We start from the raw sequence: 19,282 nt of genomic DNA on the forward strand, positions 1-19,282 counted from the left end.
AGCTTCCTCCTTTATCTTTAAATTTATCTTAATATATCATATTTTACATACAAAAAACATAAGATTTTACCCATATCGTCCTTTTTGTATTATTTTTTATAATTTAAGACTTTTTAAGTGTAATATGCTATAATACCAAGCCTTTTCTTAGACCTGTGCAATGTTATTTTTAAACATCGCTTCAGGGTGGGAACACAGCAGAGCACTTAAATTTAGCGTGTGCCGCAGTCATCTGGGAAAGGGTTTTTCTCACTTGTTTTCTCTGTTTTTAATTTTTCCAAACCTTGTTTTTAAAGACTAAAAATTATGTAAATTTGAAACAATAAATTAAAAATTACTTTAAAAATTATAATTTTAAGATTTATTAAATATTTACTTAATTAGAATTTAAGTATTAAAAATAATTTTAGTAAATTAAAGGATAAGCAATGGATAAAAAGAAAATTCCTTTGTTAGTGCTGTGTGTTTTGATTGCAGCTGTATTTTGGATTATACCTACGCCTACGGGTTTGGAAGATAATTCTTGGCATTTTTTAGGACTTTTTATCGCTGTAATTATGGCGGTGATTTTGCAGGTAATGCCTTTGGGTGCCGTTTGTATGATAGCCGTTGCCATAGTGGCTCTTAGTGGGATTACAACGACGCAAAGTTCCGTGCGTGCTACGCACATAAAAACCCTTGAAGGAATTGTTTTAAAAGATAATTCCAGTGTTTATAAAACCGCAATGGATAAAGCGGTCGAAACTGCTACTTTACAAGCTTTAATCAATGCAAATTTAAACAAAAATTTAAAGGCAAAAGTCGATGAAATTCTAAAATCAGGCACAGATGTAAATTATCAGCTTGAAAATTTAAGCAAACTTTACACCAAAGCTACTTCAAAAATTTCCACACAACAAGTCGTTGATGGGGCTAAAATTTCAGCTTTAAATACCTTAGCACTTGAATTTTTATCTCAAAAAAGCATAGATGAAAAAGTAAATACTGCCATATCCAATTTAAAGTCCAAAACAGGCATAAAAGACGCTTTAAGTGGTTTTTCTAATTCTTTGATTTGGCTTATAGTTATTTCCATTATCGTAGCACGCGGAGTGATTAAAACAGGACTTGGGGAGCGTTTGGCTTATTATTTTATCAGTATTTTTGGTAAAAAAACTTTGGGGATTGCTTATTCTATCGCATTTTGTGAAACTATTTTAGCTCCTGTTACTCCTTCAAATACCGCAAGAGCAGGAGCTATCATAAATCCCATAGTTCAAGCGATTGCAAGGAGTTTTAAATCCACTCCTGAAGATGGAACACAAAATAAAATAGGCACTTATCTTTCTTTGGTTAATTATCAAGCCAATCCCATCTCATCGGCTATGTTCATCACAGCTACTGCTCCAAATCCTTTAGTGGTTGACCTTATAGCACAAGCTACAAATTTAGAGGTGCATTTAACTTGGGGGCAATGGGCTTTGGGTATGTTTTTGCCCGGCATTGCTGCTATGCTTTTGATGCCTTTGGTGCTTTATTTTCTTTCTCCACCAGAGATTAAATCTACTCCTAATGCTTCAAGCTTTGCTAAAGATAAATTAAAAGAATTGGGAAAAATGAAAAATAATGAAAAGATTATGCTTGGCGTTTTTGTTTTACTTTTGCTTTTATGGGCAGGGGCGTTGGGCTTATTTTTTGGAATTTCTCTTGATGCGACTAGTGTGGCTTTGCTTGGGCTGTCTTTGGTGTTAATCAGCGGTGTTTTAACTTTCGGGGAAGTTTTAGCGGAAAAGGCCGCTTGGAATACCTTAGTATGGTTTTCTGCTCTTGTTATGATGGCGACTTTGCTTGGAAAGCTCGGTGTTACTCAGTTTTTAGCTGAAGCTTTGGGTGGATTTGCTTCTGCTATGGGACTTGGAGAAATTTCTATTATGATATTTTTAAGTCTTGCTTTTTTATATACGCATTATTTTTTCGCATCCACTACAGCTCATATCTCAGCTATGTTTTTTGTGTTTTATAGTGCAGGATTGGCTTTGGGTGCTCCACCGCTTCTTTATGCTTTGATTATGATAGCATCGGGTAATGTGATGATGGCTTTGACGCATTATGCAACAGGAACGGCCCCGGTTATTTTTGGCACGGGTTATGTGAGCCTTAAAAAATGGTGGAGTGTAGGGTTTATCATTTCTATTGTGGATATAGGAGTGATGATAGCCGTAGGACTTATTTGGTGGAAAATTCTAGGATTTTATTGAGTAGGGTTTGATGAAGTGCGGTAGCGATGAAGTAAAACTTGCAATTTTTCAAAGCAAAGTTTAAGCAACATATATAATTCTTTATAGAGTGATAGAATTTGATTTATCACTCTATAAAGCCACTGGCTATGACCTTATCCTTATCGTAAAATACTGCCATTTGTCCGCTAGCAAGTCCATAAACAGGGTCTTTTAGCTTGATTTTTGCACTATTATTCTCATAGATTTCTACCTTGCAAGGTGTGGATTTGGAGCGGTAGCGGATTTTCACTTCGCAATCAAGCTCTTTGGCATCGATGAAAAGATTGATATTATTTAGCTTAAATTCGCTAGTTTTTAACTCTTCTTTAGTGCCAACTACAATTTGATTTTGTTTAGCATCGATTTTTAAAACAAAATGAGGTTCATGAGCGCCCCTTACTTCAAACCCCCGTCTTTTGCCTATGGTATAGTGCATATAGCCTTCGTGTTTGCCCACGACTTTTCCACTACTATTTAGCACTTCGCCCGGAATTTTTGTATCCATAAACTGCTCTAAAACTTGCACATAAGTATCCTCAACAAAGCAAATTTCAGCACTTTCTTTTTGGGTGGCAAAGGTTTTTAAAGGCTCGATAGTAGAAGCAAAGGCTTTTACGGCTTCTTTTTTCATCTCGCCAAGCGGGAAGATGAGATATTTTAGAGCTTCTTTTTCGGCACTGGCTAGAAAATAGCTTTGGTCTTTGCTCTCATCAAAAGCTGTTTTGATACAACCCTCCTCAAGCCTTGCATAATGCCCCGTAGCAAGTTTTTCACAACCTAAGCTTTTTGCAAATTCTAAAAGTTTTCCAAGTTTGATAAAGCGGTTACATAAAGCACAAGGATTAGGCGTTTTGCCCTCTTTATAAGTATCCACAAAGGGCATATAGACCCTATTTTTAAAATCTTCTTGCAAGTCTAAAATATGATAAGGAATTTGTAAAAAATTCGCTACCTTTTCTACTTTTTTGATATTTTCTTCGTGATAATTAGCTTTGCCGTGCAGTTTCATATAGCAACCTATAACTTCGTGTCCTGCGTTTTTAAGTTTGTAAGCGGTAACCGTGCTATCGACACCGCCACTCATAGCGACTAGAATTTTCATTAAATTTCCTTTAAAGTATTGACTATAAAATCCAAGTCGTCAGTGATTTCATACTTTAACTCATCGCCTTTGGAAATAACTTCAAGTTTAAGCAGAGAATTTCTAACGAACTCATCAAAGCCTCGCCAAAATTCACTCCCAAACAAAATAATAGGAACGCCTTTTTTAAATTCAAGTTGCTTAAGCGTGAGAATTTCACACAACTCATCTAGTGTTCCAAAGCCGCCTGGGAAAATCACAAAAGCAAGACTCTTTTCAATAAGAGCCATTTTGCGAATGGCTAAGCTCTCAAAAGTAATGCTGTATTCCACAAAATCATTGAGTTTTTGTTCAAAGGGTAAGAAGATATTTAAACCCACAGAACTCATTAAATTTGTATCATTTTTTTGTGAAAAAGCACCTTCATTGGCTGCACGCATAATGCCACCACCCCCACCGCTTACCACACAAAAGCCATTTTGAACGCATTTTTGTGCCAAAATTTTAGCTTGTTGATAATAAAAACTATCTTCTTTGAGTCTTGCTGAACCAAAGAAGGTTACGGGATTTTTAAAATTGGGTATATTAGCAAATTTTTCCAAATCTTTGCTTATTTTTGTTTTCATCTTTTGCCTTAAAAATTTTTAAACAAGCTATTCTAACCAAAAATTCATAATAAGCTTTGTATTAAAAATTCAAATTTCACAGCTTTATATTTTTAGTATAGCTTACTTCGTTTTACTTGCAATGACGGAAGGTCAAATCTTGTGATGATGGATAAATTTGCTTTAGCCCTGTTTAAACCCTTATATGAATTCTCTTTGCTATACGATAATATCAACTTTTTTTCTCTTGTTTAAATATTCTATTAATTCTTTTTGATTTTTTCTCATTAGCTCGATTAAAGGTGTGAATTCTATATTTTCATCATTTACATTAACAATGCCCGCACCTTCAACAATAGTATTTTTATCAAGTTTTAGATTAAAATTCGCATCATGCCACGCTTTTGCTACTTCTTTGGCATCCATAGTCTTATCAAAGCCTTCACTCTTACCCATTATAGTAGCTTCGCCCTCTCTAGTATAGATATTTTCATTTATGATGGCTACTAAGAGTCCACCTTTGCTAATCGTGCCGTCTTTGTTTGTGTATTTGCTTGGAGTGGTGTCAAAAAATACGCTCGAATAAGCATTTTCTTTGCCACCATTGTTATTATTAAAAATATTGCTAGTATTGAAAAACAATTTGTCTATTATTGCATCCGTTGTGTTTTTATAATCAAAACTCAATTCACCTTCTAAATAGTCTTTCTTGGAATTATAAATTTTTGTTACTTGCATACTTTGGCGATTGAATTCATAGCCTTGTGGGAAGTTGGCTAACTCTTCTAAGCTAAAGCTATCCTTAGAATTTAGCACATCTTCGCCCACAACTTGACTTAAAATTTTATAAGCATTTCCCGCAGTCTTGGCTATATCTATGCTTTTAAAGGCTCTAAAGGGGTCTTTTTCATTTGTCGATACTCTTACTAAACTTTCCATAGTGCTTGAGTGGATTTTATAATCCTTTGGTATCCCAGCCGCCTCATTAAAATCACTTGTGAAATAGCCATCTTTATCTACTGAGTAGCCTAAGATTTTATCATTTGTTTTGGAATTTTCCTTCGTATCTTGTAAATTTTGAGCCTTGTTATTTGAAGTATTTGAATTTAAAAAATTATTTTTGATATTCACATTAAAATTTGCAAAAGAATTAGCAGAAGCTAAATTAATATTTAACATACTTTCTCCTTGATAGGGCTTTTATCTTAATTGCTCCAATCTTTCTTTTTTAGAGCCGATTTCTGTGATTTGCACCCCAAAGTTACCATCTACGATAACCACTTCTCCATAAGCTATTCTCTTATCGCCTATGAGAATTTCTAAGGGGTCATTTGCGAGTTGATTTAGCTCCACAACTGAGCCTATATCCATAGTTAAAACATCTTTTAAAAGCATTTTTTTATTGCCTATACGCACACGCACGGGCAAACGCACATCCATAATAAGACCTATATTTTTAAGCTCTTCACTAAGCATTATTGCTTTTTCTTCGGCATTTTGGCTAGAAGCACTAGTATCGCCTGCTTCACTAATTTTGCCGCTTAAGATATTATAGAGTGTTTGGTCCATAGCTAAAGAAACTTGCTCTTCTAAATCAGCTATTTTTACATCATATAAAAATAATTTTTTAAAATCTTTAAAATCAACACTTTCAGGCACAAATTCACAAGTTTCTATACTAAATTCCATTTTTGGAATATCTTTTTGAGCGCCTAAAGTTGTAGAAAATGCTGAAATGATATTTTGAATCGCTTCTTTAGCAGCGTCCATTTCATCTTCATTTAGGGTGTCGTTTTTGCTAAGCTCTTCTTCGCCCATCATCCATTCGCCAATAGCACTCATCAAAACAGCACCAGCTAAAATTCCCATCTTTCCCCCGCTTGCTATATTGAAAACAGCATAGACTAAGGGTGCTTTTAGGGTATCACTGGCACCCACATCAAATTCTTTATATTCGCTAAATTCAGCACTCTTGCCCGTTAAACCCTCTATGGTGCTAACGCATTCATTTACAAACATTTTTAAAAAATCATTCATCATATTTCATCATCCTCCTCTTCAGGCTCATCATAAACACTAGCTTTGGCTTTTCGTTCTTCTTCGTATTTTTCTAAGATTTCTTTAATCTCATCTTTATCTGTGCGTATGAGTTCTAAAATTTTAATAGATTTTCTAAAGCGATGTAAGCCAATTTGTGCTAAGAAAACATCTTTTTTATCTATGCTCACTATGGCTTTATCATCGGCTTCCCTATCAAGGCGTAAAATATCGCCTTGTTTAAGCTCTAAAAATTCATGAACATTGATTAAGGTTTTACCTAAAATCGCTTCATAAACCACTTCAGCACGACCGATTAGGGTTTTAAGCTCTTTATTACGCGATTTTTTAGCTGAGGTCTCGCCCATCATTATATCGCGGTTTGCCAAACGGCTTAATATACTTTCTAAATGCACCACAGGATAGCAGATATTAACCATACCGCTTGAATTTCCTATGATGATTTCCATCACCACCATAATGACGATTTCATTTTGTGATACGATTTGCACGACATTGGGACTTGATTCTTTAGCTTCAATGCTAGGATAAATTTCAGTTACAGTTGCCCAGCTTTCTTTAAGCCTTTGCATAATGATACGCAAAATGCTATCAAGCAAATTAAGCTCAATGTCCGTAAGCTCTCTACTAGCCTCATAGCTATCGCCTTGCCCCCCTAAAAGCCTATCTATCATAGGAAAGGCTATACTTGGATTAATCTCTAAAACGCAGTTTCCATCTAAGGGCTTGATAGAAAAGACATTGAAGCTTGTTGGACTGGGTAAAGACATTAAAAATTCCCCATAAGTCATTTGATCAACTGAATGCAGCTTGGTTTCAACTATACTTCTCATCATAGAAGAAATTTGAGAAGCTAAGTTTCTGGCTAATTTATCGTGTATGCCCTTAATGGTGCGAAGCTGTTCTTTTGAGACCCTATTTGGACGCTTAAAATCATAAACGACTATATTTCTTTCATCTTTTTCGTCTTTTGCATTTGAGGCTAAGGGCGTGTCGGTATTATCATCGACAACTTCAAGTAGAGCATCAATTTCTTCTTGGGAAAGTATCTCTGCCATTACACTAGCCTTTCTCTAAGTTTTTTAAGAAGTTTTTTGTGAATTTGAGAAATTCTGCTTTCGCTGATTTCTAAAATTTCGCTGATTTCTTTCAAGCTTAATTCTTCATAATAATAAAGCTGAACGATGAGTTGGTCGCGTTCTTTCAGCTCATCTAATACTTCGTGGATTTTTTCTAAAAGCTCTTCTTTTTCAATTTTTTCTAGGGTATTATCTTCGCTATAAAGCTCTAATTGCTCATCAATAGGTAGGGTGTAGGTAATGGCGTGGGCTGTTCTTACTTCTTTGATTTTTTCTATATCTAAGTCTAATTTTTTTGCTAAATATTCATCATCAGGCTCTTCTTCGTGTTCTAAAAAATACTCATCCATAATCGCATCAATATCTTTAATGATTTTGCGATTGTTACGGCTCATCACATCTAAGCTTCTTAAATAATCAAGCATTGAGCCATTAACTCTTTTTCTAGCAAAACCCCAAAAGCTATCATTTAGCTCCTTATCATAACGGCGTGAAAGCTTAATCATTTCTTCAATACCCACGCTGATTAAATCATTCACATCAATACTAGGGGGCAAACGCTCCTTTAACCTAAACGCCATAGCTCGCAAGGCTGGCATATAAGAAAGCACAAGTTCATCTTGCTCTTTTTTGAGCATTTGTGCGTAGGCTTTAGGCGGCTCTTTTAACATTTCTTCGTCTTTCTTTGGATTCGTTTTTCTTTAGCTCTTCTCTTTCTTCATTGAGCTTTTCTAAAATTATATCCATTTTCTTTTCACGAATAACCAAATCATTGATAATATTATTGCTGGTTTTTTCATAATCGTGTTTGTTAAAGATTCTACCACTAATTTTCTTTACATCAATGAAATTCATAATAGCAATATGAACAAAAACATAAAACATAAAGGTAATAAAACAAGTAAAAATCAATATATCAAAAGCTTCATCTATGCTTACAATGCTAAAGGCAAGTCCTATAAAAAATCCACAAACGGTAAAAAATGCTACATAATTTTCTGGCCTCATAATCTCTTCTCTTTATTGCTAAAATCTTTCAATAATTTTTCTAAAAAAACTTGAAAAACTACGATTTGAAACATTATCAAGCACTTTCCGTTCCAACCTATATAAAAGCTTGGAAGCTAGGGCTTTAAGCTCATCGCTTGAGCTTGTATTTTCATCGCTAAATAAAGTTCTTTTTTTAATACTGCCACTTACATCTTTAGAAGCACTTAAATGACCTAAGAATTCTAAATTCAAAGGATTTTTGATATTGGCATCGGCTACTTTTTTGATATTTTCAAAAACTTTTAAGGCTTCATTTTCATTTTTTACAACATTAAAAAGCATGAGTAAATTTTCTTTGGTCTTAGAGCTTGTTTTTATGGTTGCATAGGCGTCTGTAATCGCTGCAGGGTCAGGCACGGTTACAACAACAACTTCATCAGCCATTTCTAAGAAATTTAAAATATTACCCCCTATACCCGCTCCTGTATCGATAATAAGAAAGTCAAGCTCATCTAAAATACTTGCTTGATTTAAAAATCTCTCATAAATATTTTTATCGTTGTATTTTAAAATTTCATCCCCACTTTCTCCGGGAATAAGCCATAAATTGGGCTTAACTTCTATTAAAATATCTTCTAAGGAACATTCCCCACGCAAAACATGCAAGAGATTTTTTTGTATGCGAACATTTAAAATCACATCTAAATTTGCCAAGCCTATATCGGCATCAAAAAGCCCCACCTTGTAGCCATTGCCTGCTAAAACATTGGCTAAATTCGCACTAATAGTGCTTTTACCCACTCCACCCTTTCCGCTTGTGATGGCTATAAAATGGGTATTTTGAGATTTTTTGCTTCCGTTTTGACTCATAAGATTGTGAAGTTTGTTTGCTTGGTTATTCATTATTTTTTCCTTTGTTAAAGCCTTCTAAAATACAATGAACTAGAAAATCACTATTGGCTACTTCTAAATCATCAGGCACTTCTTGTCCTGTGGAAAAAAAGCTTAGTGGGATATTTGTTTCGTAGATGAGTGAAAAAATATTTCCAAAAACTTTAGTTTCATCAAATTTAGTGATGATGAGAGTGTCGATATTTAAGAATGAAAAATTTTTATAAATTTCCATTAAATCTTCGTGTTTGGTATTTGCAGAAATAACCAAATTTACATCAATTTCTGCATTGGAGTGCATTAAAAATTCCTTAGTTTTAGCCAGTTTATTTTTATCGTATTGGGAATTTCCTATGGTATCGACTAAAATCACTTCGCAATTATTTAAGCTTTTTATCGCTTCATCTAAATCCTTTGGTTCTATGCTATCGATGATAGGAAGTTTCATCATTTTTGCATACTGAAAAAGCTGCTCCACAGCACCAATGCGGTAAGTATCTAGGGTGATAATACCCGTTTTATAACGCTTATCGCCGTAAGCATAACGAAAGGCTAATTTGGCTAGGGTTGTTGTTTTTCCTACTCCTGTTGGACCTACTAGCATCATAATTTTTTGTTTTTTAAGCTCGTTTTCAACGCGACAAGGCAAGATATTTCTTAAAAGTGAGTGAAAATATCTTTGCACGGCGTCCTTGTTGGTTTTCATAGTAGCTGGCATATTTTCAATAGTTGCTTTCATAATCGCTTCTAGGTGATTTTCAAGCATCCCGCTTTCTTTGGCTTGTTTATAAATGCTAGCAAATTCAGGGGGTATGATAAGATTTTTTCTAGCTTCAGCTTTATCATCCCACATCATATCGGCTAAAAGGTCTATTTTGTCATTGAGCTTGTTGATTTGCTTTTCAAAATTTTCTATTTTTTTGTTATAACTTGGAGCAGGGGTGTAATTTTCTAAAGGTGTATTGGTAACCTTAGAAATTTCATTACTCACTTCACTAAGCTTTTCTTTGAAATCATCAAAAGTTTGATGGGGGTTGATTTTCTTTTGTGGAAAATCTTGGTAATTGTTTTTTGCAGAGCCTTTTTGGGAAGCTAAATTCGCATTTAAGCGGGTATTAGAAAAGTCTAAGACCACGCCTTCATCTTCTTGGGGCATTTTGATTTTTTCTTCCATAGGAGGAGTGGCTTTGGGTGGAATTTTTTTAGGCATAGCTTTGCCTTGTTTTTTTAAATGCTCTTCATAATCCTTTTCTTCTATGGCTACGACAACTTCATAAAGTGCGTTGTGGGTTAGGGTTTTTGGACGAATTTGTTTTTGTGTGATGATTAAGGCTTCATCCCCGTAATCTTCTTTTGCCTTAGGTATAATTTGGTCTGTATCTTCAACGGTAAAAGTATGTATAAGTTGTCCCATTTATATTCCTTGTATCGTGCCTAAAGGCAAAATTACACTCACTCTTTCTTCAGCCCCCCTATGAGGCACCTCACACCACTTATCACGCTTGACTTTTTGTGAAAAATACAAAAGGTCCAAATCAAGCGTTCTAGGAGCGTTTTTGAAAGTTCTTTTGCGTTTAAATTTAAGCTCATAATAAAGCAAAACTTTCAAAAGCGCTCTTGCATGCAAATTAGTTTGTATTAGCATAACAGCATTAGTAAAATCTTTTTGTTCTTTAAAACCAAAGGCTTCATTGATTAACATAGCCGATGTGGATAAAATTTTAAATCTTTTATCGTCCATCATTGTGCGAAAAAGCACATCAAATCTCTTCTTTTCAGGCTTTATATTGCTTCCTAAACCTATGAGAGCTAAATATTTAAAAGAACTTGTTTTTTGGCTAAAAAAAGGAAAAAAACGACTTTTTTCAAAGCGTCTTGCTCCTTGAATTTTTAGCATTATTGTTGATTTGTTTGTTGAGTTTGCTGCATTGCACGCAAATTCTTCATTTGCTCACAAATTTGAATCACGCCCATTAAGGCTAAGTGATAACCAAAAGGACCAAAACCTACAATACTCCCAGAACATACAGGAGCTATGAGAGATTTTTGACGAAATTCTTCTCTGCGATAAACATTGCTAATATGCACTTCAATCGTAGGCAAAGCCACTGCTGCAATAGCATCGCGAATAGCCACTGAAGTATGAGTATAGCCTGCTGCGTTGATAACAATCCCATCGACCGTTCCAAGGCATTCTTGAATTTTATCTACAATTTCACCTTCAAAATTGCTTTGGAAAAAGTCAAGCTCTACATTGTTCTGCGATGCGGCAAGTTTCATTTGCTCGTGAATTTCTTCCATCTTCATCGCTCCGTAAATCCCCACTTCTCTAATACCTAGCATATTTACATTTGGACCTTGGATAATCATTATTTTCATTGATTTAGCCTTAAAAATTTATTTTTAACCTTTTATTATAACATTTTAAAAATAAATTTTTGCTACAATAAGCATTTTTGAAAGGAAAATAGTGTTTATCATTTGTGCGAAATATCTCTTTTTATGCGATGAAGATTTTACCATACTAGAAAATCAAGCCTTTGTTTTTGAAGATACGATTTTAGAATTAGGCGAAGTTGAAAAATTAAGAAAAAAATACCCCCAAGCCCAACTCATAAAAACGCCTAAAAATTCGCTTATTTTACCTGCTTTTATCAATACCCATACGCATTTAGAATTCAGTGCTAATTCTACAAGCTTACATTTTGGAGAGTTTTTAACTTGGCTTGGAAGCGTTATTAGGACCCGTTCTATCTTAAACGCTCAGGCTAAAGAAGAATTAATACTTCAAAGCATTAAAAAAATGCAAAGAAGTGGCATAGGAACCTTAGGTGAAATTTCAAGTTTTGGAAGCGATTTAAATCCTTGTTTTAAGGCAAGTCAAAAGGGTATGCGTATAGTATTTTTTAATGAAATTTTAGGCACAAATGAAAATCAAATCGAAGATAAAAAACAAGAATTTTTAAAAAGATTTGAAAATTCTTTAAAAATTAAAAACGATTTTTTTATCCCTGCGATTTCAATTCATTCGCCTTATTCTACTCATCCTAAATTGGCTCATTTTGCACGGGATTTAGCCAAAAAACACCATTTATTGCTTAGCACACATTTTTTAGAAAGTAAGGCTGAAAATGCTTGGCTACGCTTTGCAAAAGGTGGATTTAAAAAATGGCTTAGTCCTTTTACGCCAAATCCTAAGCCCCTTTACACCCCCAAAGACTTTATCCAGCTTTTTAAGGGCTTAAGAACGCTTTTTACGCATTGTGTGTATTTAAAAGAATACGAGTGGCTTGATAAGAATTTGCACTCCATAACGCATTGTGCTTTTTCAAATCGCCTTTTAAGTCAAAAAAGCTTGGCTTTGAAAAAGGCTTTAAAGAGTGGCTTGAATATCCATTTAGGAACGGATGGGCTAAGTTCTAATATCTCTTTATCTTTACTAGATGAAATGCGTGCGAATTTGCTTATACATAAGGATTTTGATTTGTTAAAATTAGCTCCTAAGCTTTTGCAAATGGCAACGCTTTATCCCGCAAAGGCTTTGGATTTAAATTTAGGAGAACTAAAGAAAGGCAAAATAGCTGATTTTAGTGTATTTGAGTTGGGCGAGTGTGAAAAAGAGCAAGCCCCTTTGCAGTTTATTTTAAACGCTAAAGAAGTAAAAACAATATTCATAAAAGGAAAAGAATGCAAAATTTAAAATCATTTTTTAAGGCTCTAGGAAGTGGGATAAAATTCATCAATACTTATTTTAAAACCTTTGTTTTAGTGCTCATTATTGTGTGGATTTTAATACCAAGTTCAAATTCAACTTCAGCTTTTGCGAATTTAGAACGCATTGATTTAAGGGGAGAAATTTTTGATAGTTCTTCGGTGCTTGAAAAAATCATCAACGCTAAAAATGATGCTAATATCAAAGGAGTGCTTTTGTTTATCGATAGTCCCGGCGGAGCCTTTGCACCTAGTATGGAGTTAGCTTTAGCCATTAAAGATTTAAAAGAGCAAAAGCCTGTTATAGCCTATGCGGGTGGGACTATGGCAAGTGGAAGTTATTTAGCTGGAGTTGGGGCGGATAAAATTTTAGCCAATCCAGCGAGTTTTATAGGTTCTATTGGAGTAATTGCACAAGGAGCGGATTTAAGTGGATTAGCGGATAAGCTAGGCATTAAAGAGCAAAGCATTCAAGCGGGCGAATTTAAAAGTGCGGGAACTTTTACAAGGGCTTGGAGCGAAAAAGAAAGGGATTTTTTGCAGGATTTAATCGACCAAAGCTATAATCTTTTTGTGGATTTTGTGGCTAAAGAAAGGGCATTGGACCCTGAGAAAAAAGACCAATGGGCAAATGCTAGGGTATTTTTGGCTGCTAAGGCTAAAGAACTTAAGCTCATAGATGGGCTTAGTAATTATGAAAATGCCAAAAAAGAGCTTGAAAAACTTGCCAAGCTTTCAAATCCTGTTTGGAAGGAAGAAGATAGGATTGATAAATTTCTTAACCGCTTAGAAGGACAGACGATGAGTTTTATAAGCAAGAGTTTGCTTATGTTTTTTTATGAAACGAATGGGAATTTTTTAAGTGCTAAATAGGGCTTTAAGACAAATAAATATTTTTTTATTTAATTTTTGTAATGTTTTTATGTAATAATTATTTATATCTTAAACAAGGAGTAAGTGATGAAAAAAAATATTGTTTTTTTTGAAGTTAAAGGCGGAAGCGATAAGGGCGAAGATGGGTATAGAAAAGACACTATGCCTATGGTTAATGCTTTAAAAGCTAAGGGCTGGAATGCTGAGGTGATTTTTTTTGAAGTAGGTAAAAAAGATGAAATTTATAAATATGTAAAAGAAAATTGTGATGGCTATGTTTCGCGTATTAATCCGGGTAATCTTAAAGAAGAAAATGAGTATTTTGATATGCTAAGAAAGCTTTGTGCGGATAAGCTCGTGGGTATGCCCCATCCTGATGCGATGATAGGTTATGGGGCTAAAGACGCTCTTACAAAGTTAGCAGGCACTGACCTTGTTCCAAGTGATACTTATGCCTACTATGATATTAAAACTTTTAAAGAAAATTTTCCAAAAAGTTTGGCAAAAGGCGAAAGGGTTTTAAAACAAAATCGTGGCTCTACTGGAGAGGGAATTTGGCGTGTGAGCGTAGAAGGCGATGTAAAGGGCGATGTTTTGCCTTTGAATACCAAAATCAAATGCACCGAAGCTAAGGATAATCATGTAGAACATAGAGAGCTTGGGGAATTTATGGATTTTTGTGAGCAATACATCATAGGCGATAATGGTATGCTTGTGGATATGACCTTTTTACCACGCATTAAAGAAGGCGAAATTAGACTTTTAATGCTTTATGATACCCCTGTAAATGTGGTGCATAAAAAACCAGCTGAAGATGCTGATGCCTTTTCTGCTACGCTATTTAGCGGGGCAAAATACCGCTACGACAAGCCTGAAGATTGGAAAAATTTGGTGGATATGTTTTTGGGCGAACTTCCTAAGGTAAGAGAAAAATTAGGCAATTATGACCTGCCGCTTATTTGGACGGCTGATTTTATCCTAGATACTGATGAAAAAGGCAATGATAAATATGTTTTAGGCGAGATTAACTGCTCTTGTGTGGGCTTTACTTCTCACTTAGAGCTTGCTGATGAAGTGGCTTTAAATATCATTAATATAGTAAGCAAAGCTAAGGCTTAATCTCTAAGCTTGATGTCCATTTTATTATTGCAAAATGGACATTCTTTTTCTATTGTTTTTAGGTTTGAAGCATATTCGATTGGGAAGTGATTATTGCAAGATATACATTTTACATCTTTAGTTAATATAGGATAAGAATAATCAAATTTATCCAAAATAAAATACTTTATCTTTTTGTCCAACATTTTATTCTTTCAAACTTCACTTTGGTTTATTATTTTAACGCATAAATAGTTAATCAAAAATTTTCTGAGTATTTTTTATAAAATTGTATAGGTTCTTTGCATTTTTTGCACTTAAATTTCACACCTTTGAGTTGAATTTTTTGATGAATTCCAAAAGGCACATCGTGCATTTGCCCTACACATTCACAAGTATAAAGATACACTGCGTTTTCGTCGTCTTTTTCTTCTTTAACTTCTTCAAAGCTTACTTCTCCATCATCTTCAGACGCCAAAGAAGACCTTCTGTATTGTTCAACTTTCATATCTTCATAGAGTATATGTTCTAAAAGCCATTTTTTGGAAACTACATAAAGCTTTTCTTTTAAATCATTAGTGGATTTGATATTTTTGATAAGGTCTATCATGGATTGGATAATTTCTTTGTGAATCTTTTTATGCTCTTCTAGTTGCGGATATCCTATGAGCTTCATATATTTTTCTTCATCGTTAAAATGGTCTTTCATATAGTTAAAAAATTCAGCCAACAAAGCTTTTACATCATCTTTATAAACGGGTTTATCAAACATAAATTCTACTTTGCCAGCAAGTTCAAAAAGTTTTTTGTGTTGTTCGTCTATTTTTGCATTATGAACGCTATAGCTATCATCCCATTTTGGAAACATTTTTAATCCTTTAGCTCACTTTTAACATAAAATAAATTTTTTTGGCATTTTTTACATCTTAATTGTTTTTTATGACAAAGAATATCAAGATGTTCTGTGTATGAAAGTATATGACTTGTTCTGCAAGGACAAGAATAAATAAATTCATATTCCTTAGGTTTAGCTTGTTTGATATCAGGGTTTGCTGGAATGTCTTCATAGGATATTTCTTCGTTGATTTTTTCAAGCTCTTCTTCTTGTTTGTTTAAAATTTGTTCCGAAAGCCAATTTCCTATCATTACATCGTGATGCAAGATATGCTCTAAAAGCCATTCTGACATTATGGTGTAGAGCTTTTCTTTAAGGTCATTGGTGGTTTTTATATTTTGTATGAGATGCGACATATCGTGAATGATATTTTTATGCATAATTTTATGTTCGTTAAGATAAGGATAATGGATATCTTGCATATAGTCTTCTTCGTTGCTAAAATGCTCCTTCATATAGTTAAAAAGTTCTGTTAAAATTTCTTTTAGTTCATCTCTTTGAACAAATTTATAAACCGCATTTTCTATTTTTGCTGCAAGTTCAAAAAGTTTTTTATGCTGAGCGTCTATTTTTTCATCATTGATACTATATTTTTCATCCCAAACAGGAATTAATTTATCCAAAATCTTTGCTTTCAAATAAAAGTTTTATACATATTATGAGTGATATATTACACATTTTAATTTTAAAATAAAATAAAAATTTAATATTTTTAAATAAGATATAAATAGTGCTAAATCATAGTAAATTTACATTTTAATTTTCGTAATTAACTCACATCTTAAGTTCAATTTTAACGAATTAAATTTAAGGGTAAAATAAACTTAGATTGAGAGATAAATTTCGTATAGCAAGACTAAATTTACTGATTCTAAAAATTTAGAATCAGTAAATAATAATATGTGCTAGCTGTGGTCCATGAACGCCAAAAACCGTTATCAGCTCTATATCTGCAGTTCTTGAAGGACCAGCGATAAATAAAATATTCGTCGGTAAAACTTCATTCTCTTTTTTAATCAAATTTAAAGCTTCGCTAAGACTTTTTACCACATTTTCTTTTTTAAGCAAGACTATGCAAAGCTTAGGTGCGAGACTAAGCATTCTAGGCTGTTCCTTGCTAGAAGGCACTAAAGCTACGCCGTGAGAGCTTATTCCTGCTCTTGCGTGAATAACAGAAAAATCACTATGAAAGACCTCGTGTCTTAAATTTTCTATCTCTTTATCAAAGCAAATTTTTTCTTCTGCCTTGATTTGGTCTAAATTTAAATCCAAATTTGTCCCATAAAGCATTTTTTTAAAATTATATTTTGTGATGATTTCATTGATTTTTTCTTCTAAAGTCTCTTTGGTCGCATTTTCAACGATATATTTATTATCGCTCATTTTTTGCTTCATTTCGCTTAACATATCATCAGCAGTTTGGATGTGTTCTATAGGGTCAATGCTATCAAGGCGGGTAAAATTCGTTTCTTTGCGGGCGTTTTTAAGATGAGCTAAAATATTTGCTTTACTTTTGCTAGAAATTTCATCAATTTTACTCATAGACCACTCCTTCTAAATTTTGGATTTCTTTATAAATATCCATTTTGATTTGAGGTAATTCTTTAAAAGTGTGCCATTTTTTAATCACAGGCAATACTCCTGCGAAATTTTGTACCATCCAATTAAAATAATGTCCCTTTGAAAGGGCAAAACGCCAATTTTTGCCATTTAAAGCCAAATTTTTAAAGCCCTTCATCGCAAAGGCTTCAAGGCTATTTTTGCTTAAATTTTTCGCACCTTCAGGGGGATTTTCTCCTTGTCCTATTTTATTGCATCTTAATTTTCGAATCAAATCCGCTAAAGGAATTTGCACAGGACAAACTTCAGAGCAACGTCCGCAAAGCGAACAAAAACTCAAAATATCCCCTGTGTGGTCTATGCCAAAAATATTTGGACTGATAACTTCTCCAATGGGTCCGGGATAAGTAGTTTGATAAGCGTGTCCGCCGATTTGATTATAAACAGGACAGAAATTCATACAGGCTCCACATCTTATACAACGCAAAGCTTCGTAATAATCTTCGTGAGCTAGCATTTTGGAGCGATTGTGGTCAAATAAAATCACATGCACTTCTTTAGGTCCATCTAAATCCCCATTTTTTCTAGGACCTGTGATGATATTATTGTAAGTAGGGATGAATTGTCCTGTTGCTGAAGGAGTGAGTAGTGAAACCATAGTTGCCGCATCTTCAAAGCTTTCCATAACCTTTTCTATACCACACAAAGCGATATGAATATCAGGTGCGGTGGTACACATTCTGCCATTGCCTTCATTTTCTATAAGCCAAAAGGCTCCTTCTTTTGACATAGCGAAATTTACCCCACTTAGTCCAAGTTTTAAACCTTCAAAATCCTTTCTCAAATGTTCTCTTGCTATGGCATTTAGGCTTTCAGGCTCATCATTTTCTAGCTTTGCGTCTAGTTTATCTTTAAAAATTTGGCCTATTTCGTGGCGATTTCTATGGATAGCAGGGACAACTATATGCACGGGCGTCTCACCATCAAGTTGCAAGATAAGTTCGCCTAAATCGGTTTCTACAGCCTTTAAACCCTTTTTTTCTAGATAATGGTTTAAGCCTATTTCTTCGCTTGCCATAGATTTACCTTTTAAAAGCTTAGTGATATTTTTTTCCTGCATAATTTCATAAACAATTTCACAAGCATCTTCATCGCTACTTGCCCAATGCACTTGCATTCCGTTTTTCTTCGCATTAGCTTCAAATTCTAAAAGTCTGTCTTCTAGGCTCATTAAGGCATTATTTTTAGCTTGTTTTGCTTTAGCTCTTAAGCCTTGCCAGTCTTTAAATTTGGCACCGATAACATTAAGCCTGTTTTTTTGCAGGGTATGCATAGCGGTCATTAAATTTTCTTGCATTTGCTTGTCGTTTAGTTTAATTTTAACGATTTGTTCGTGGGGAATTTTTTGACTCATAGTCTTTCTCCTTCTAAGCGTTTGAGTAAAAAGTCATATAAATGCAAACCTTTGATATCTAAGCCCATTCTTCTCATAGTGCCATCTATATTTAAAAGACAGCCCCCATCGCCACTGATAAGATATTTTACCCCTGTATTTTGTATGTCTTTGATTTTGCTTTTTGCCATAGCATTAGAAATTTCAGGCTCTTTAACCGAAAAAGTTCCACCAAAACCACAGCATTCTTCTTCATATTCAAGTTCTACTAGCTCTACATTTTTTAGTTTTTTAATAAGATTTTTACTCGCTTGTATGCTTTTTTGCACCCTTAAAGCGTGGCAATTTGAATGCCAAGTTACTTTGATAGGCTCACCCTTATCCTCATAAGTTACATTTAAGACTTCATTGAGATATTGAGAAAGTTCTATGACACGAGAGCTAAAATCTTTTACTTTAGAGAATTCAGGGCTATTTTTAAAAAGCTCTACATAATCGTGGCTCATCATTCCCGCACAAGAACCACTCGGCACAACAATAGGATAATCTTTATCAAATAAATCTACATTGTAAAGAGCGATTTCGCGGCTTTCATTAAAATAGCCCGAGTTAAAAGAAGGTTGAGCGCAACAGGTTTGATTTTTTTTAAAAATTACTTCAATGCCTTCGCGCCTTAAAAGTTTAATTGCATTTAAAATAGTTTGCTGCATAGCGGCAGTTCCTAAGCACGTGGCGTAAAAATATACCTTTTCCATCATTTCTCCTTTTTAGGATAGTTAAGACATATTCT

General features: G+C 34.2%; 21 protein-coding genes and 1 other RNA gene. 5 read left to right on the forward strand and 17 right to left on the reverse strand.

All coding sequences use genetic code 11. The features are described from left to right. Positions 1–144: 144 nt before the first annotated feature. Together ffs and ACLL8X_RS08100 are read left to right on the forward strand one after the other, a co-directional pair. Positions 145–242, forward strand: an RNA gene (ffs, locus tag ACLL8X_RS08095) — signal recognition particle sRNA small type. Positions 243–428: 186 nt separating this feature from the next. Continuing rightward, positions 429–2,237, forward strand: coding sequence for a DASS family sodium-coupled anion symporter (locus ACLL8X_RS08100; protein ID WP_411990421.1), 1,809 nt, complete (start codon positions 429–431; stop codon positions 2,235–2,237). A gap of 106 nt (positions 2,238–2,343) precedes the next feature. Here ACLL8X_RS08100 and mnmA read toward each other — a convergent pair whose 3' ends face one another. The 11 genes from mnmA to aroQ all read right to left on the reverse strand — a co-directional run bounded on the left by mnmA (position 2,344) and on the right by aroQ (position 11,341). Further along, positions 2,344–3,360: a tRNA 2-thiouridine(34) synthase MnmA gene (gene mnmA / locus ACLL8X_RS08105; RefSeq protein WP_411990422.1), complete on the reverse strand. Its 1,017-nt coding sequence runs from the start codon at positions 3,358–3,360 to the stop codon at positions 2,344–2,346. Beyond that, entirely contained in the window at positions 3,360–3,965 is a 606-nt protein-coding gene (locus ACLL8X_RS08110) for an LOG family protein (RefSeq protein WP_411990423.1), read from the reverse strand. The genes mnmA and ACLL8X_RS08110 overlap by 1 nt, the downstream gene beginning before the upstream one ends. A 198-nt stretch (positions 3,966–4,163) precedes the next feature. After that, entirely contained in the window at positions 4,164–5,123 is a 960-nt protein-coding gene (locus ACLL8X_RS08115; RefSeq protein WP_411990424.1) for a Cj0814 family flagellar-dependent secreted protein, read from the reverse strand. A gap of 21 nt (positions 5,124–5,144) precedes the next feature. Continuing rightward, positions 5,145–5,984 carry a flagellar motor switch protein FliY gene (gene fliY / locus ACLL8X_RS08120; protein WP_411990425.1) on the reverse strand — a complete coding sequence of 280 codons (840 nt, stop codon included), beginning with the start codon at positions 5,982–5,984 and terminating at the stop codon, positions 5,145–5,147. Continuing rightward, on the reverse strand, positions 5,981–7,060 hold the full coding sequence (gene fliM, locus ACLL8X_RS08125) for a flagellar motor switch protein FliM (RefSeq protein ID WP_411990426.1): 1,080 nt from the start codon (positions 7,058–7,060) through the stop codon (positions 5,981–5,983). The genes fliY and fliM overlap by 4 nt, the downstream gene beginning before the upstream one ends. Further along, positions 7,060–7,752: an RNA polymerase sigma factor FliA gene (locus tag ACLL8X_RS08130; RefSeq protein WP_411990427.1), complete on the reverse strand. Its 693-nt coding sequence runs from the start codon at positions 7,750–7,752 to the stop codon at positions 7,060–7,062. The genes fliM and ACLL8X_RS08130 overlap by 1 nt, the downstream gene beginning before the upstream one ends. Continuing rightward, entirely contained in the window at positions 7,733–8,089 is a 357-nt protein-coding gene (locus ACLL8X_RS08135; protein ID WP_411990428.1) for a hypothetical protein, read from the reverse strand. The genes ACLL8X_RS08130 and ACLL8X_RS08135 overlap by 20 nt, the downstream gene beginning before the upstream one ends. An 18-nt stretch (positions 8,090–8,107) precedes the next feature. Beyond that, positions 8,108–8,974, reverse strand: coding sequence for a flagella biosynthesis ATPase FlhG (gene flhG, locus ACLL8X_RS08140; RefSeq protein ID WP_411990429.1), 867 nt, complete (start codon positions 8,972–8,974; stop codon positions 8,108–8,110). After that, positions 8,967–10,376, reverse strand: a complete 1,410-nt coding sequence (gene flhF / locus ACLL8X_RS08145; protein ID WP_411990430.1) for a flagellar biosynthesis GTPase FlhF — start codon at positions 10,374–10,376, stop codon at positions 8,967–8,969. Before flhF ends, flhG begins: the two co-directional genes overlap by 8 nt. Beyond that, entirely contained in the window at positions 10,377–10,859 is a 483-nt protein-coding gene (gene folK / locus ACLL8X_RS08150) for a 2-amino-4-hydroxy-6-hydroxymethyldihydropteridine diphosphokinase (protein WP_411990431.1), read from the reverse strand. Then, a complete protein-coding gene (gene aroQ / locus ACLL8X_RS08155; RefSeq protein ID WP_411990432.1) occupies positions 10,859–11,341 on the reverse strand; it encodes a type II 3-dehydroquinate dehydratase in 483 nt (160 codons plus the stop codon). Before aroQ ends, folK begins: the two co-directional genes overlap by 1 nt. A gap of 91 nt (positions 11,342–11,432) precedes the next feature. Between aroQ and mqnF the strand changes: the two genes are divergently transcribed. The 3 genes from mqnF to ACLL8X_RS08170 all read left to right on the forward strand — a co-directional run bounded on the left by mqnF (position 11,433) and on the right by ACLL8X_RS08170 (position 14,665). After that, positions 11,433–12,662: an aminofutalosine deaminase family hydrolase gene (gene mqnF, locus ACLL8X_RS08160; protein WP_411990433.1), complete on the forward strand. Its 1,230-nt coding sequence runs from the start codon at positions 11,433–11,435 to the stop codon at positions 12,660–12,662. Then, positions 12,650–13,546 (forward strand): signal peptide peptidase SppA, encoded by an 897-nt coding sequence (gene sppA, locus ACLL8X_RS08165; protein WP_411990434.1) that lies wholly within the window; start codon positions 12,650–12,652, stop codon positions 13,544–13,546. The genes mqnF and sppA overlap by 13 nt, the downstream gene beginning before the upstream one ends. An 87-nt stretch (positions 13,547–13,633) precedes the next feature. Then, a complete protein-coding gene (locus ACLL8X_RS08170) occupies positions 13,634–14,665 on the forward strand; it encodes a Cj0069 family protein (protein WP_411990435.1) in 1,032 nt (343 codons plus the stop codon). Here ACLL8X_RS08170 and ACLL8X_RS08175 read toward each other — a convergent pair. The 6 genes from ACLL8X_RS08175 to ACLL8X_RS08200 form a co-directional block, all read right to left on the reverse strand. After that, positions 14,662–14,847 (reverse strand): hypothetical protein, encoded by a 186-nt coding sequence (locus ACLL8X_RS08175; RefSeq protein ID WP_411990436.1) that lies wholly within the window; start codon positions 14,845–14,847, stop codon positions 14,662–14,664. The two genes, ACLL8X_RS08170 and ACLL8X_RS08175, sit on opposite strands and share 4 nt — an antisense overlap. 56 nt (positions 14,848–14,903) lie before the next feature. Beyond that, on the reverse strand, positions 14,904–15,512 hold the full coding sequence (locus ACLL8X_RS08180) for a bacteriohemerythrin (protein ID WP_411990437.1): 609 nt from the start codon (positions 15,510–15,512) through the stop codon (positions 14,904–14,906). A 2-nt stretch (positions 15,513–15,514) separates the two neighbouring features. Then, the gene (locus tag ACLL8X_RS08185; RefSeq protein WP_411990438.1) at positions 15,515–16,162 is read right to left on the reverse strand and encodes a bacteriohemerythrin; all 648 of its coding nucleotides are present in this window, start codon (positions 16,160–16,162) and stop codon (positions 15,515–15,517) included. Between the two features lie 262 nt (positions 16,163–16,424). Then, entirely contained in the window at positions 16,425–17,081 is a 657-nt protein-coding gene (locus tag ACLL8X_RS08190) for a LutC/YkgG family protein (protein WP_411990439.1), read from the reverse strand. Continuing rightward, on the reverse strand, positions 17,074–18,513 hold the full coding sequence (locus tag ACLL8X_RS08195; protein ID WP_411990440.1) for a LutB/LldF family L-lactate oxidation iron-sulfur protein: 1,440 nt from the start codon (positions 18,511–18,513) through the stop codon (positions 17,074–17,076). Before ACLL8X_RS08195 ends, ACLL8X_RS08190 begins: the two co-directional genes overlap by 8 nt. Continuing rightward, a complete protein-coding gene (locus tag ACLL8X_RS08200) occupies positions 18,510–19,250 on the reverse strand; it encodes a (Fe-S)-binding protein (protein WP_411990441.1) in 741 nt (246 codons plus the stop codon). The genes ACLL8X_RS08195 and ACLL8X_RS08200 overlap by 4 nt, the downstream gene beginning before the upstream one ends. Between the last annotated feature and the right edge of the window lie 32 nt (positions 19,251–19,282).

This window comes from Campylobacter parajejuni (assembly GCF_046764905.1).
Classification (GTDB): domain Bacteria; phylum Campylobacterota; class Campylobacteria; order Campylobacterales; family Campylobacteraceae; genus Campylobacter_D.

Excerpts from the sequence above, each read along its gene's own strand:
- ACLL8X_RS08100 (WP_411990421.1), top strand. The coding sequence starts at position 429 with ATGGATAAAAAGAAAATTCCTTTGTTAGTGCTGTGTGTTTTGATTGCA.
- mnmA (WP_411990422.1), bottom strand. The coding sequence starts at position 3,360 with ATGAAAATTCTAGTCGCTATGAGTGGCGGTGTCGATAGCACGGTTACC.
- ACLL8X_RS08110 (WP_411990423.1), bottom strand. The coding sequence starts at position 3,965 with ATGAAAACAAAAATAAGCAAAGATTTGGAAAAATTTGCTAATATACCC.
- ACLL8X_RS08115 (WP_411990424.1), bottom strand. The coding sequence starts at position 5,123 with ATGTTAAATATTAATTTAGCTTCTGCTAATTCTTTTGCAAATTTTAAT.
- fliY (WP_411990425.1), bottom strand. The coding sequence starts at position 5,984 with ATGATGAATGATTTTTTAAAAATGTTTGTAAATGAATGCGTTAGCACC.
- fliM (WP_411990426.1), bottom strand. The coding sequence starts at position 7,060 with ATGGCAGAGATACTTTCCCAAGAAGAAATTGATGCTCTACTTGAAGTT.
- ACLL8X_RS08130 (WP_411990427.1), bottom strand. The coding sequence starts at position 7,752 with ATGTTAAAAGAGCCGCCTAAAGCCTACGCACAAATGCTCAAAAAAGAG.
- ACLL8X_RS08135 (WP_411990428.1), bottom strand. The coding sequence starts at position 8,089 with ATGAGGCCAGAAAATTATGTAGCATTTTTTACCGTTTGTGGATTTTTT.
- flhG (WP_411990429.1), bottom strand. The coding sequence starts at position 8,974 with ATGAATAACCAAGCAAACAAACTTCACAATCTTATGAGTCAAAACGGA.
- flhF (WP_411990430.1), bottom strand. The coding sequence starts at position 10,376 with ATGGGACAACTTATACATACTTTTACCGTTGAAGATACAGACCAAATT.
- folK (WP_411990431.1), bottom strand. The coding sequence starts at position 10,859 with ATGCTAAAAATTCAAGGAGCAAGACGCTTTGAAAAAAGTCGTTTTTTT.
- aroQ (WP_411990432.1), bottom strand. The coding sequence starts at position 11,341 with ATGAAAATAATGATTATCCAAGGTCCAAATGTAAATATGCTAGGTATT.
- sppA (WP_411990434.1), top strand. The coding sequence starts at position 12,650 with ATGCAAAATTTAAAATCATTTTTTAAGGCTCTAGGAAGTGGGATAAAA.
- ACLL8X_RS08170 (WP_411990435.1), top strand. The coding sequence starts at position 13,634 with ATGAAAAAAAATATTGTTTTTTTTGAAGTTAAAGGCGGAAGCGATAAG.
- ACLL8X_RS08180 (WP_411990437.1), bottom strand. The coding sequence starts at position 15,512 with ATGTTTCCAAAATGGGATGATAGCTATAGCGTTCATAATGCAAAAATA.
- ACLL8X_RS08190 (WP_411990439.1), bottom strand. The coding sequence starts at position 17,081 with ATGAGTAAAATTGATGAAATTTCTAGCAAAAGTAAAGCAAATATTTTA.
- ACLL8X_RS08195 (WP_411990440.1), bottom strand. The coding sequence starts at position 18,513 with ATGAGTCAAAAAATTCCCCACGAACAAATCGTTAAAATTAAACTAAAC.
- ACLL8X_RS08200 (WP_411990441.1), bottom strand. The coding sequence starts at position 19,250 with ATGATGGAAAAGGTATATTTTTACGCCACGTGCTTAGGAACTGCCGCT.